Origin of the sequence: Sedimenticola selenatireducens DSM 17993 (assembly GCF_000428045.1) — a bacterium.
GTDB lineage: Bacteria > Pseudomonadota > Gammaproteobacteria > Chromatiales > Chromatiaceae > Sedimenticola > Sedimenticola selenatireducens.
In genome coordinates, this window is sequence record NZ_ATZE01000003.1 from 232418 (window position 1) to 245843 (window position 13426).

Below are 13426 nucleotides of genomic sequence, written 5' to 3' on the forward strand. Positions count from 1 at the left end.
ATCAGGTAGATTTATGCACAACAGCGGTCTAATCACCGCTCAGCCAATCACAGCGGTTCCTGCCTTTTGCGGAATGCTCCCCGCCCTTTGCGCGGCGTGAGATATGGCTCTACCAACAGCTTTAATCCCTCATCTACGTACTGCTTCAGCGTATATTTGTCCCTGAAAGCCCAGTATTTGAGTGCCCAGGTATGACAATACATGACAAACTGATAGACAAGCAGGTCACTGTTGACTTCCCGGAAGTATCCTCCATCAATACATTCATTGATGCATCCGAGAATTATCTGATTTGAGCGCTGTTCGCCCGCCATGACGTGTTTCCGGCCTGCCGGAGAGAGTGATTTGGTTGAGCGGTAGGCCAGCAGGGTGGCGTCTCGCAGGTTATCGACAATGGTACAGTAGGCCTCTACTGACTGACACAGACGGTCTACCGGGTCCTTCGCCCCGGCAATCCGTGTTGGGATTTCACGTTCGTAGGTATCCACCACATGCAGTAGTGCAAAACAGAGTACATCTTCTTTTTCACTGAAGTACTGGTATATCAAACCGCTGCTGATACCCGCAGTCTTGGCAATATCAAGAATAGTGGTGCGGTAGTAGCCCTTATCGGAAAACAGTTTTATAGCCGCTCCCAGAATCTGGGTTCTGCGCTCTTCAACCAGTTTGGGATCGGTGACAGTGCTGGCAAATTTTATGGGAGCTGACATGATATTTTTGCACTCGAACGTTGATAAGGCGTCTTGATTATGCGATAGAGACTCGCATCGAACAAACCTTTTCTTCAGGCCGGCCGGTGCCATATGACTTCGGTCAGGCATTTCTCATATTCTGCCCGGTATGTCGTCGCGACACCACCCGATAAATTGACTATTCATTCATTAGGCGGTATAAAACCAGGGCTTGGGACGCCTGTCAATCATGCCTTAACCCGCCACGAATCCATGTGCCGGTATGAATCACTACTGGCGCAACACAAGATAAAAGTGCGGCCGCACAAAATGCGTCTTTTTGCCTTTCACAATTTCACCGACCGGGACATTGAACGTGGCACGAGTTTATGAAATTGCCGGAATGATTCCGGTTATCGATCGCAGCGCTTTCGTACATCCGGATGCCGTAATAATTGGTGATGTTGTTATTGGTCCGGGTTGTTATATCGGTCCCTGCGCCTGTATCAGAGGTGATTTTGGACGCATCGAGATCGGAGCGGGTGTCAATATACAGGACAATTGCGTGGTTCACTCATTCCCCGAAGTTACGGTGCGGATCGCGGATGACAGTCATATCGGGCATGGCGCGGTTATTCATGCCTGCGAAATCAAAAGGAACGCCCTGATCGGTATGAACTCGGTGATTATGGATAGGGCGGTGATCGGTGAAAATGCCTTTGTGGCCGCCATGGCGTTTGTCAAAGCGGGCATGCAGGTGGAGCCCAACACGCTGGTGGCGGGCGTGCCGGCCAGGGTGGTACGGACCCTTTCGGCACAGGAGCTGAAGTGGAAAATACAAGGCACCGACAGCTACAAGCAGTTGGCGGTAAGGTCCATCAACTCGCTGCGCCCTGTCGAACCACTGGAAGTGGAGGAGCCAGGCCGAAAGGCTACCGATGAGCTGTCCGCAGCCCCCATGCCTCTGACGGATATAAAAAACCGTACGCCAACCAAATCGGACTGAAATATTCATCGGTACGCCGCTTCTGTAGCATTACCTGGTGTTTGACAAAACCGGCAGCGCAACCTAGAAAGGTTCAGACAGAAGGGTACAATGCCGTACCTGCGCCGATGATGAAAAATTGAATGTCCCAGAAAAATCTCAATAAGCTGTTTCGTCCCCGCTCACTGGCTGTTATTGGTGCCAGCAACCGGGAGGGTACCGTTGGCAATCTGGTCATGAGGAATCTGCTTAAGGCCGGTTTTTCGGGTCCGATTATGCCGGTAAATCCCAAATACCAGGCGGTTTACGGGGTCTACAGCTATGCCGATGTCGCAAGCCTGCCCATCGTCCCGGACCTCGCGGTGATCTGCACACCACCTCAACCGGTTCCCGAACTGATCGCCGAGTTGGGCGCATGGGGGACCCGTGCCGCAATAGTGATGACCAAGGGTCTGAATCGGGAGAAAACAGCTGCCGGCGTTGATTTGCAGCAGGCAATGCTGGATGCGGCGGCTCCCTACGAATTAAGGCTGCTGGGCCAGAATTCACTGGGTGTATTGGTTCCCGCCGCCAGGCTGAATGCGAGTTTTTCACACCTGAGCGCCTTGCCTGGCAAGATAGCCTTTGTGTCGCAGTCAGGTGCCATGTGTATGGCGGTACTGGACTGGGCATGCGCCCGTAATATCGGCTTTTCCCACTTTGTATCGCTGGGAAGCAGTGTCGATGTCGATTTTGCCGATGTGATTGATTACCTGGGGAGCGATCCGAAGACCAGTTCGATTCTGCTGTATATGGAATCCGTTCACGATGGGCGACGTTTCATGTCGGCGGCGCGTGCCGCCGCGCGTAACAAGCCGGTTCTGGTCATCAAATCCGGACGCACTCCGGAGGGCGCTTCTGTGGTTGCGTCCCATTCCGGGGTAATGACCGGATCTGACGAGGTCTATGACGCAGCTATTCGTCGGGCCGGCATGCTCCGGGTGGACGATATCGACGAGCTTTTTGCCGGTGTCGAATCACTGGCCAAGGCTGGCCGAATGCGAGGGGATAATCTGGCTATTCTCTGCAACGGCAGCAGTCTGGGGGTCATGGCAGTTGATGCTTTGAGCGCCAGTGGCGGTCATCTGGCAGATCTGTCCGAGGCAACGCTTGAACAGCTGGATGCGATACTTCCCTCTCCCTGGTTTCGCAATAATCCGGTTGATATTTTTTCCAACGCCACGCGTGAACGCTACGAACGGGCCTATAAGGTGCTTGCCCAGGCGCCGGAAGTGGACATTATTCTGGTGATCCACGCTCCGGTGGCCACCTCGGACAGCATGGCGGCAGCCGAGGGCATTGTCAGTGCTTTCAAGGAAACGCCCTGCAGCCTGCTGACCTGCTGGGTTGGTGAGGCGACGGTTACGCAGCCGCGCGAGTTATTTTCCCGTGAGGGCATCGCCACCTACAATACGCCGACCACCGCCGTCCAGGCATTTATGCACGGCATCCGTTACCGGCAGAATCAGCGATTGCTGATGGAAACGCCGGAATCACTCACAAGTGCCTTTAAACCTGATGTCGAGGCGGCAAGGCAATTTGTTCGACAGGCCCTGGATGAGCAGGGTGGAACACAGCGGGATCATGACGCCAGTAGGCTGTTGGCCGCTTATGGGATCCGCTCTATGATTTCCGGTGGTGGACCCGAAGTCGGCACCTACGATCTGCTGATCAGCGTCAAGCACGATCCGGTTTTTGGCCCGGTCATTACGTTTGGTCAGGGTGGACATGGTGCGCAGCGGACTGGCGATAGCGCGGTTTCCCTGCCTCCGCTGAACATGAGCCTCGCGCGAGATCTGATCTATCGAACCCGAATCGCACAACTTCTCAGCCACTCGTCCACACAGCCGGTCGATATCATAAACGCTATTTGTCAGACATTGATCCAGGTGGCTCAGCTGATTATCGATATTCCGGAATTGTTGGAATTGGAGATCAATCCGCTGGCAGTTAACGGCCATGAGGTGGTGGCACGAAAAGCCCGGGTGATGCTGAAAACAGTAGATGCTGATTTTGCCCCGCGGCTGGCCATCCGTCCCTATCCCAAACATCTGGAAGAGACCTTTAAATTGACGGATGGCCGGGAGCTGTTGCTGCGCCCCATTCGACCGGAGGATGAGCCGAACCACTATAAATTGCTGAAAAAATCCACGGAGGAGGACCTGCGCTACCGGTTTTTTGGCGAGCTGCAAAAACTGCGTCATTCACAGATGGCTCGCCTGACCCAGATCGATTACGATCGCGAGATGGCTTTTGTGGCGGTCTATGAGAAGGACGGCGAAAGTGAGACATTGGGTGTTGTCCGGACCGTTACCGATCCCAATAATGAATCTGCGGAGTTTGCCATCCTGCTGGGCACGGGTCTGAAAGGAACGGGCTTGAGCATCAAGCTGATGAGCAAGATGATCGACTATTGCCGTTCCCGGGGCACTGCTGTCATGACGGGACAGATTCTCGCCGACAACTACCGCATGCTGGGATTGGCCAGGAAGATTGGATTTACCCTGACACCGGTTCCCGGAGAAGGGATTGTCGAGGTGTGTTTCCCGCTGAACCCGTCTTCCGAAAAACTGGTAAGTGATGTCTGATCTGCAAGCCAGTCGCGTCGCTGCGGCGGTGTTTTGTATGAGCTGAACGCCGTTGCTTTGTCGGGCTTACTGGTAGCGGCGATTTCAGTGGCATCAACCGTCACCCCCATCGGATTCGATATCGGTCATGGGGACAATCAATACCGGTCGTTCACTGCGAAACAGCACCTGGTGGGCGGTTGAGCCCAGGACGATCTGACTGAATGCTGAGTGGGTTCGCGAACCCATCACGATCAGATCTGCATTGACATCTTTGGCGACCGCCAGAATACGGTCGACCGGCTTGCCCTCTTCTATACGACATTCCGGTCGGCCCTGGGAAAGTCCGTAGTCAGAAGATAACTCTTCCGCCGCAAATTTGTCGATCCGGCCGTTGATCACTTCGCAGATTTTAGCCACGCTTTTTGAACGCATTACGTCTAGCTGGTCGTCACTCACATAGCTGTTCAATATCATTTCCGCTGTCCGGCCCGGTGGCTCGATCACATGCAGGAAAATCAGCCGTGCCTGGTTGGTTTGTGCCAGACCTACGGCCATTTTAAATCCCTTGCGCATGTTTGGACCAAAATCGGAGGCGTAAACAATACAATTGATTTTTTTCAGCATATTGGAGTCTCCTTTGCCGGTGGCACCCCGTCCACCGATGGGTTTATTGGATATGTCAAATCAGTGCCAGTGCCAGCGCAGGGAACAGGATAAGCAGCGCAAGGCGTACCAGGTCCGATAGAACAAAGGGTAATACGCCTTTGAAAATCTGGCCGATGGGTATCTCAAGGGCCACGCTTTTGATTACGAATACATTCATCCCCACGGGTGGGGTAATCAGTCCCAGTTCCACCGTAATTACCGCCACGATACCGAACCAGATTGGGTCAAATCCGGCGGTGACGATTAGTGGAAACACCACCGGTACGGTCAATAACAGCATCGCCAGGCTGTCCATTACACATCCCAGCAGGATGAACAGCAAGAGAACGGCAGCCAGTACAGCGTAGGGAGGCAGGCCCATGCTGCCTACCAGCTCTGCCAGGTAGAAGGAGATCCGTGATACCGAAAGGAAATAGCCGAAGATTTCGGCACCGATAATCATGAAGAAAATCATGGCCGAAAGCTTCAGGGTTTCATCCACTGCCTCGATAAAACCGGTCAGTCGCATGCCGCGTAGCAATGCGATAACCATCGATACGAAGGCGCCGATCGCCGCAGCCTCGGTGGGGGTGAAAATTCCCAGGTAGATGCCGCCAATAATAATTGCGAAGACCAGAAAAAATGGGCCGAAACCAACCAGGCCGGCAATCTTCTGTCGCCAGGTGGTGGGATCTCCGGGCCTGGCCAGAGCGGGGTTGCGGTGCACCAGGATTGCGATTGTGGCGCAATAGAGAAGGAGCCCCAACAGGCCGGGAATTACCCCCGCCATAAACATTTTACCCACGGACTGTTCGGTGATCAGGGCATAAAGAAGCAGGGCGATGCTGGGAGGGATCATGATCCCCAGGGTGCCGCCGGCCGCCAGGGTTCCGGCCGCCAGCGAGTTGGCATAGCCGTGTTTCTTCATCTCCGGGAGTGCTACCCTGGACATGCTGGCCGCGGTGGCCACGGAGGAGCCGGAGATGGCGGAGAATATGCCACAGGCACTGACCGACGCCAGTGCCATACCGCCACGCCAACCGCCAAACAGCATTCGGGCCGCATGGAACAGTTCCGTGGACATGCGCGCCTTGGAAGCAAATACCCCCATTAGAATGAACATGGGGATTGGGCTGAAACCGTAGTTGCTCAGGGTTTCATAGGGTCCGGATTCCAGGATGGACAGGGCAGGATCAAAGGCGACGATCCAGGTAAAGCCGATCAGTCCGGTCGCCGCCATGGCCAGGGCGATAGGGCAGCGCAGGGCAATAAATACCAGCATACCCGCCATACAGAGCAATCCAATTACGGGCGGACTCATCGGTGCTCTCCTTCTGCTGTCTGGTTATGTTCAGCCTTCGGGGAGGTGGGCTGGTCGGGTGGTGCCTTGCGGGTTGTCAGCCCGCGGATCCCAACCAACAGGCTGCGCAATCCCAGAATGAAGGTGGCCGCAACCACCAGCAGATAGATGTCAGACAGCGGCAGCAACAGATCCTGAGAGGTTTCCATGGTCTCCAGTGCCGCCGTGTAGGCATGATAAAAGCGCCAGCTCATGGCCAGCCACAAGGCCGCAAAAGCCAGGGTGTAGAGACCATTCACCAGTCGCTCGGTGGACTTCGACATGTTCTGGGTAAACAGGTCCACAACCACTTGGCCCTTGTCGACACAATGTGGGAGTGAAAACAGGATACAGAGCAGAAGGCCAAAACTGACCAGCTCGATACCGCCGAGAAAAGTCAGATCCCAATGCCCGTCACTGACATCAAAGAGTGCACGGGTGGCCACATCAACCACCACTATCGCCATCATCGAGATGAGCAGCAAGCCGCTCATCCGATGCATCCATAGCGCCACCGAGTCGACTGCTTTATAAAGCATTCGCATGGCGGACCCTTCTAGTTACGGCAGTTTTTTGACAGCGCTGGAATCTTTTCATAGATGCTGCGGGCAGTCGCGCCATTCTGGGACAGGTAGTTCTCGGTAGCCTGCTCCAGCACCCCTTTCCAGGCTGGATTCTCCACTCCGCCCTCAATGGTGGTGATGGTATGCCCCAGCTCTTTAGCCTGTGCCAGACCCACTTTATCCTGTTCATCCATCAGCTGGCCGGTTTTGACGGCCCAGGCGAGCCCGGAATTTTTATCGATTACCTGGCGCAGGTCTGCAGGCATGCTCTCATAGGTGCCCTTGTTCATGGTGACGACAAAGGCCAGTGTATAAAGGTTGATGTCCGTGTGATTGTCTGCCAATTCATTCAGGCGGAAGGATTTGACTCCTTCCCAGGGCAGGGTTGCGCCGTCGATCACGCCACGGGACATGGACTGGTAGATCTGCGGTGCCGGCATTCCCACCGGCTGACTACCCAACCCGGTCAACAGATCGGCCACCACAGCAGTGGGGCGGCGAATACGCAGGCCTTTCAAATCTTCCGGGGTTTTTACCAGCGTGCCCTTGGTGTGAATCATGCCAGGGCCGTGGGTAAACACAAACAAGGGATGGGTCTCTGAGTACTCATCGGCGATATCGCCCTGGTCCAGCAGGGTCTGGAATACACAGGAGCCCAGCGCGCCGCTTTCAGCAATACCGGGAAGTTCGATGACCTGGCTCAGGGGGAACCGGTTGGCGGTATAGCCCTGGACAGTGGCGCCCACGTCGGCAATGCTGCTGACTACGGCATCATAAATTTTAGGTGCCTTGGCCAGCGTCTGAGAGGGATACATCTCGACCTTGATGCGGCCGTTGGAATCTTTTTCAACGGCATCGCCCCAGGCCTGGAACTGTTGGGACATGCCGGCCTGCGGAGGCCAGAAGTGAGCAAAGCGCAGATTGAATTCAGCTGCTGCCTGAGCGTTTTGTATCGGTGCGACCAAGCCGATAGTTGCTGCTATAAGTACAGAAGTAATGCGTTTCATAAATTCTCCTCATGTATTTTTGATTTGATTTACCCGCACAATATTCAGGTTGAGACAGCTTCCTGGATCGAGGTATTACAGCAAATGAATGAATAGCCATTCACTTTCATGTGGCAAGGTATCACAGAAGTTGACTGAATAGCTATTCATTTTGCTTTGTGATTTATTCGAGAAATTCCTGCAATAGCTGTTGGTTGCTGCGTGTTACTGCTTTAAGCGAATCTGCTTGCGGCTGATCATCGGTGCACAGCAATCACTTAAATCACGGTCATGATTGCCCGAGGCGGCCCGCTCGGATGGTATTGATGTTGGCTACGCTTGCTGGATTGTCTGGGGCCTTGCAAAAAAAGCGGACTAACTATAGAGAGTCGATCAGTATTTTATTTGATTATGATAAAGCTGGGTTTGATGGAATGACGCAGGGCCGACTGGTTTCACAAAAGTAGTCCTGCGGCGTTTTCAAGATGGTGTTCCGCATCTTCTACCCACTGTCGAATGGCCTCCTGATTTTCCGGCCCGGGATCGCTATTGTGCCGATGCATCTCCAGTAGCGTCTTGCGCAGTTGGTAGATGGACTCCAATAGCAGCTCTTCCAGCTCGATAAATGTTGCCGGGTCATTGTCGATCATCTGCAGAGTGGCTTCTGTATTGTGCAGATCGAACCCGGCGCGTCGCATGGTTTGCTGTATTTTTTCCATGGCCGGGCCCAGCAGGCAGGGGCTGGTTCTGCCCGAACCGGACCCCAGCGAGTCGGTGATTGTTTCCGCGCCGATGACCAGTTTGGACACCAGCCTAAACAGGCTAATGATGTTTTCATCTCTGGCTTCGGCCTGTCTGGGCGGGTTCTGGCTCTGAAACAGATGGAGCGCATTAAGAAATATCCCCACCGGTTGCGGGTCCAGCGCATCCAGGTTGGTCTTGATAATGGTACTGAGCTGCCTGAGAGAGTATTTTTTCAATGCCCCCATGGCCAGTTCGGTGAACGAGAGCAGACGGCCGGCGCGACTTATTGTGGTGGCGCTCAGTCGGTGCGGATAACCGCTGCCGTCGAGACGCTCATGGTGTTCCCGTACGCTACGGCTGACATGGGGTTTGTAGGCTGGAAACTGTTCGAGAATCATTGCGCCGATAACCGGATGGCTGCGCACCTGCTGCCAGTAGTCAAGATTCAGATTCTGCTCGAGGGGCAGGTTGCTGATACCCAGATGCAACTCACCCAGGTCGTGCAGCATGCCGGCGGTGGCCAACACCTCCAGTTCCTTTTCCGGCAAGCCCAGTTGTTCGCCAATTATGGTGATTGCCAATGCGACGCGCAGGCTATGTTCCAACAGTTCAGGATGGAGTTTTTGTGCCACGGTCAGCTTGTTCTGTATCGGCGTCTCCAGATGGATTCTTGAACAACTTTGTCTGATGAAGTCCTCGCCACGCATCATTCGAAGGAGTGTACCCATCTCGGATTCGCGCGCCATCAGTTCGCACCCCAGGCGGGTCAGGGTGTGATGGTCCACCGCATCCTCGATGCGGGTGGTGAAGTCGATCGGTTTGAGCAGTTTATGGCTGAGCAGGCGTTTGATAACCTGCCGGTTAAGCGTGGCGCCTTTGGGAAGTAGTCTGGCGCCGTCCGCGGACTGGATATGTTCGGTGCAGACCACTGTCTGCATTTCACCCAGTTCGGCAACCTGTTGCAGATAATTGGATTCCGGGATGTTCACCTGGTCAATCCCGATAGATCTATTGTTTTGGCCAGGTTAATCATGAGATTTGGACCATTTAATGAATTCCGCTTGCGGCATCGGTCTGGCGATATGGTAGCCCTGTATGATGTCACAGCCAAGCTCAATCAGCTGTTGCTGCGTCAGTGCTGTCTCCACACCCTCGGCAACGATATCCAGCCGCAGTTTTCTGGCCATCTGGACAATGGTACTGACGATGTGCCGGTCCAGGTCATTGTCCAGGATATTTACAATGAAGGAGCGGTCAATCTTCAGCTCATCGGCCGGTAGCTGTTTGAAGTAGGCGAGAGAAGAGTAGCCGGTGCCGAAATCGTCAATGGAGATGCGTATGCCGTAGGACTGCAGCCTTTTCAGTATGTCCGCACTGAGGGCGATGTCCTTCATCAGTGACCCTTCCGTGATCTCCAGGGTCAATAGCTCAGGAGGCGTGTCCCAGATGCCGATGGCACCGAGTACCGATTTGATAAATCGCTCATCGGTCAGATCCAGGGCCGAAATATTTACCGCGACAGAAAGGCTGCTGGCCGGTTGCCCCCACTCTATGCGTTCCCGCAGGGCGGTATTGATACACCACCAGGTCAGTTTCGGCATGATGCCCATGTTTTCCGCCACCGGGATAAACCGGTCTGGAGGGATCATGCCGTGAACCGGATGCCGCCAGCGCATCAGTGCTTCCGCACCCAGCAGACGACCATCGCGGGCTGATATCTTTGGCTGGTAGTGAAGGCTCAGCTGATTATTGGCGATGGCGTTGTCCAGATCACCTTCGATATCCCAGTCGGTGACAATCGACTCCAGGTCGTCATGGCTGTAAATCTGATAGGGTGTCTGGGTGATTTCCGACGCCAGGCTGGCAATCTCGGCATAACGTAACAGCTGTTCAGGGTCGCTAGTGTGTTCCGGTGACAGCGCCATGCCGATGGAAAAGGGGAATTTGCGGTCTTTTTTGCTGATCTCGATGGGTGTACCGAGAATGTCCGCCAGCTTGTTGGCGGCCAGCACGGCGTGACCGCGGTTCTGCAGTCCAGAAATCAGCACGGCCAGCTCAAACCGCCCGGGTCGCAGTATGCGGTCATCAGGGCGAATCGCACATTCCAGTTGCTGGATCAGGTCATGCATGATCTGCTCTGAAAGCCGGGAGCCGAAGATGTTGCCAATGCGTCTCAGGCCATGCAGGCTGATCAGCATCAGTGCACTATTCGCCGTTGCCGATGTGGTCAGCTTGCCCAGCTGGTCAAGCAGTTGCAGGGGAGGTGAGATGGATGGTTCCACGAAACTCCGGCTTAAAAGTAGTAGAGGCTTTGATCCAGTGCATAGGCACCCGGTGGCAGTCCTCTGGCAATAGTGAGTGTGTCGGCATGGTCGTCCTCCAGGCCGGCGCGCAGATCGACTTCATAAAACTCGTCCAATAGCTGCTTGTCCCCGTCGAGCAGGATCATGACCTGTGGCCGCAGGCGGAAATGTTCGTTCTGGCTGATCACCACGCCGACCGTGCCGTCACTCAGTTGCACCAGACTGCCGACCGGATAGATGCCCACCACCTGGATGAACTGTTCCACCAGTTCAGTCTGGAAATCGATGCCGCGCCATTGGTACAGGTTCTCGATCGCCTCGTAGGCGGGTATCGGCTTGCAATAGGGGCGATAGGATGTGATGGCATCATAGGCATCCACGATTCCGGCGATACGTCCGAACAGCGGTATCTGATTGCCTGTCAGACCCAGGGGATAGCCGCTGCCGTTGTGCCGTTCATGATGGGTGCGAATCATCTCAAGCACCAGCTTCTCCACGCCGCTGGTCTGTTTTATCAGATCGAGTCCGAACAGCACATGCTGTTTCACCGTCTCGAACTCTTCACTGGTCAGGCGGCGCGTGGAGTTCAGCAGATCCCTGGGCAGTTTGGTCTTACAGATATCAAACAGAAAACAGCCGGTTGCCAATGAGTTGAGCTGGGATACCGGCAAACCCAGGTGACGACCGAAGGCGACGGCCCAGACCGAACAACTGAGTGCATGGTGATAGCTGTAGCTGTCCAGGCTTTTCAGGTGGGTTAGCCAGATGTAGGCATCCGGGTTGCGCACGATGCTCTCCACCATGGGTTCGATGGCGCTTTTCAGCACCGGCAGACTGATCTGACGGTCGTGTTCGGCATCGTGCAGCAGGGTCTGGTAGGTGGTTTCCACCTCCGTATAGTGGGATTGGGCGCTGGCTATCTCCTCCTCCCGGGAGGCGGTTTTCTTGTAGGGTATTCGGCTGCGCCGGGTCAGTTCATAGATCTGTGCCGCATCGGATGCCTGGTTGATGTGTTCGTTCTGGCTTAGGATCTGCTTGGAGATCGAGTTTATTTTGCTCTTGATGACATCCACATAGACCCAGTCGCAGAACTGTTGCAGCCCTAGCCGGTCTTCTGCGGATCTGATGTGGAATCCCTGGATGGGGTAAGGCGTTTCCAGCCAGGGGCGATCGAGACCGGATACGAACATACCCGGTTGCAGGTCACTGACTCGGACTTTAAGAACGGTTATCGGCATTGAGCTGCACAAGCCTGATGGAGTTTACCTAAACAGTATCCAGGGCACATGCCCCGGGGGTTTCGTGTGACACGTCAGCGCATCGCTACGGTATCGGTCATCTTAACAACGAAGCCGGTTCCGCTCACGTATTTCAAGTCGGCTATCTTGATCAGAACTTTATTCGCCATCCCTGTGCCGCGAATTTCATCCAGTATACAACATGCTCCAATTCATTTATGACCAGAGGTCGGTGCTGAGGTATCGCTCACCAGTATCCGGCAGCATGGCCAGGATGATCTTGCCGCGAAATGCCTCTTCCCGGGCCGCTTTTATCATACCGGCCACCGCGGCGCCGGATGAGATGCCAGCGAAGATGCCCTCATGTTGCGCCAGGCGGCGGGTGGTGTCATAGGCCTCGTCAGTGGTGATCTGAAATATCCGGTTGTAGATTTTTGTGTCCAGGATATCCGGAATAAATCCGGGAGCGGTGCCCATTATCTTGTGTTTACAGGCAATACCTTGCGAGAGGATTGGTGAATCAGCCGGTTCGGTGGCGATAATCTGGATCTCCGGATTGTGCCGGCGCATATACTTGCCGATGCCGGAGATGGTGCCGCCGGTCCCGGTGGTGCAGACAATGGCGTCGAGCCGAGTGCCGAAGTCGGCCCAGATCTCGTCTGCCGTGCCCTTGTGGGCGTTGGGATTGTCTGGATTGAAGTGCTGTCCGACAAAAAACCAGCCATTTTTCGCGGCCAGTTTTTTGGCCTCTTCAATGGCCCCTTTGGTGCCTTTTTCCGCCGGTGTCAGCACCAGTTTTCCACCAAATGCACGCAGAATGGTTTTGCGTTCCTCGCTCATATCCTCGGCCATCACGAATACCGAAGGGTAACCTTTCTGGGCCGCAATCATCGCCAGGCCGATACCGGTGTTTCCGGAGGTGGGTTCGATAATGGTGTCGCCGGGCTTCAGTTCACCGCGCTGCTCCGCGCATTCGATCATGTTCAGGGCAGGCCGATCTTTGACCGAGCCGGCAGGGTTGAAGCTCTCCAGCTTGACCCAGAGTTCAGCGGCCAAGGTATCGGGGAACCTGTTCAGGCGAATCACGGGTGTGTTGCCAATAGTCTGCAGTATATTGTCGTATTTCATCAGGGTTGCCGGCTGTTATCGGGCCGGAGATGATAGCTTATTTCCTGTTTCTCTGCTCCTGGAGCCAGGCATGCGCCCAGAAATAGGCAGTTGTGCGGCAAGGCTGACAAGTAAGGTCGCGGGTTTCTACAGGGTAAGGGGTAGCATTGGCTGCTATATTTTCAGGCAGAATAAAAAAATGCGATCATCCGCACACCGGATATACCGCGGCTGGC

11 protein-coding genes are annotated in these 13426 nt (G+C 54.7%); 2 read left to right on the top strand and 9 right to left on the bottom strand.

The window, feature by feature from the left end; all coding sequences use genetic code 11:
- Window positions 1-47: 47 nt before the first annotated feature.
- On the bottom strand, window positions 48-710 hold the full coding sequence (locus A3GO_RS0104150) for a TetR/AcrR family transcriptional regulator (RefSeq protein ID WP_029132331.1): 663 nt from the start codon (window positions 708-710) through the stop codon (window positions 48-50).
- Window positions 711-1047: 337 nt separating this feature from the next.
- On the opposite strand from A3GO_RS0104150, the gene A3GO_RS22470 reads away from it, so the two are divergent.
- Together A3GO_RS22470 and A3GO_RS0104160 are read left to right on the top strand one after the other, a co-directional pair.
- Complete coding sequence (locus A3GO_RS22470) at window positions 1048-1677, top strand: acyltransferase (protein ID WP_335340003.1); 630 nt, start codon at window positions 1048-1050, stop codon at window positions 1675-1677.
- Between the two features lie 122 nt (window positions 1678-1799).
- A complete protein-coding gene (locus A3GO_RS0104160) occupies window positions 1800-4283 on the top strand; it encodes a bifunctional acetate--CoA ligase family protein/GNAT family N-acetyltransferase (RefSeq protein WP_029132332.1) in 2484 nt (827 codons plus the stop codon).
- A gap of 93 nt (window positions 4284-4376) precedes the next feature.
- On the opposite strand, the gene A3GO_RS0104165 is transcribed toward A3GO_RS0104160, so the two are convergent.
- The 8 genes from A3GO_RS0104165 to cysK all read right to left on the bottom strand — a co-directional run bounded on the left by A3GO_RS0104165 (window position 4377) and on the right by cysK (window position 13211).
- Window positions 4377-4889, bottom strand: a complete 513-nt coding sequence (locus A3GO_RS0104165) for a universal stress protein (RefSeq protein WP_029132333.1) — start codon at window positions 4887-4889, stop codon at window positions 4377-4379.
- Between the two features lie 55 nt (window positions 4890-4944).
- On the bottom strand, window positions 4945-6231 hold the full coding sequence (locus A3GO_RS0104170) for a TRAP transporter large permease (protein WP_029132334.1): 1287 nt from the start codon (window positions 6229-6231) through the stop codon (window positions 4945-4947).
- The gene (locus A3GO_RS0104175; protein ID WP_169720359.1) at window positions 6228-6788 is read right to left on the bottom strand and encodes a TRAP transporter small permease; all 561 of its coding nucleotides are present in this window, start codon (window positions 6786-6788) and stop codon (window positions 6228-6230) included. The genes A3GO_RS0104170 and A3GO_RS0104175 overlap by 4 nt, the downstream gene beginning before the upstream one ends.
- A gap of 17 nt (window positions 6789-6805) precedes the next feature.
- Complete coding sequence (locus tag A3GO_RS0104180) at window positions 6806-7819, bottom strand: TRAP transporter substrate-binding protein (protein ID WP_029132336.1); 1014 nt, start codon at window positions 7817-7819, stop codon at window positions 6806-6808.
- A gap of 434 nt (window positions 7820-8253) precedes the next feature.
- Window positions 8254-9531 (bottom strand): HD-GYP domain-containing protein, encoded by a 1278-nt coding sequence (locus A3GO_RS0104185; protein ID WP_029132337.1) that lies wholly within the window; start codon window positions 9529-9531, stop codon window positions 8254-8256.
- Between the two features lie 36 nt (window positions 9532-9567).
- The gene (locus tag A3GO_RS0104190; RefSeq protein WP_029132338.1) at window positions 9568-10824 is read right to left on the bottom strand and encodes a putative bifunctional diguanylate cyclase/phosphodiesterase; all 1257 of its coding nucleotides are present in this window, start codon (window positions 10822-10824) and stop codon (window positions 9568-9570) included.
- A gap of 11 nt (window positions 10825-10835) precedes the next feature.
- Complete coding sequence (locus tag A3GO_RS0104195; protein WP_084609743.1) at window positions 10836-12083, bottom strand: HD-GYP domain-containing protein; 1248 nt, start codon at window positions 12081-12083, stop codon at window positions 10836-10838.
- A 216-nt stretch (window positions 12084-12299) separates the two neighbouring features.
- On the bottom strand, window positions 12300-13211 hold the full coding sequence (gene cysK / locus A3GO_RS0104205; protein WP_037374637.1) for a cysteine synthase A: 912 nt from the start codon (window positions 13209-13211) through the stop codon (window positions 12300-12302).
- Window positions 13212-13426 lie beyond the last annotated feature (215 nt).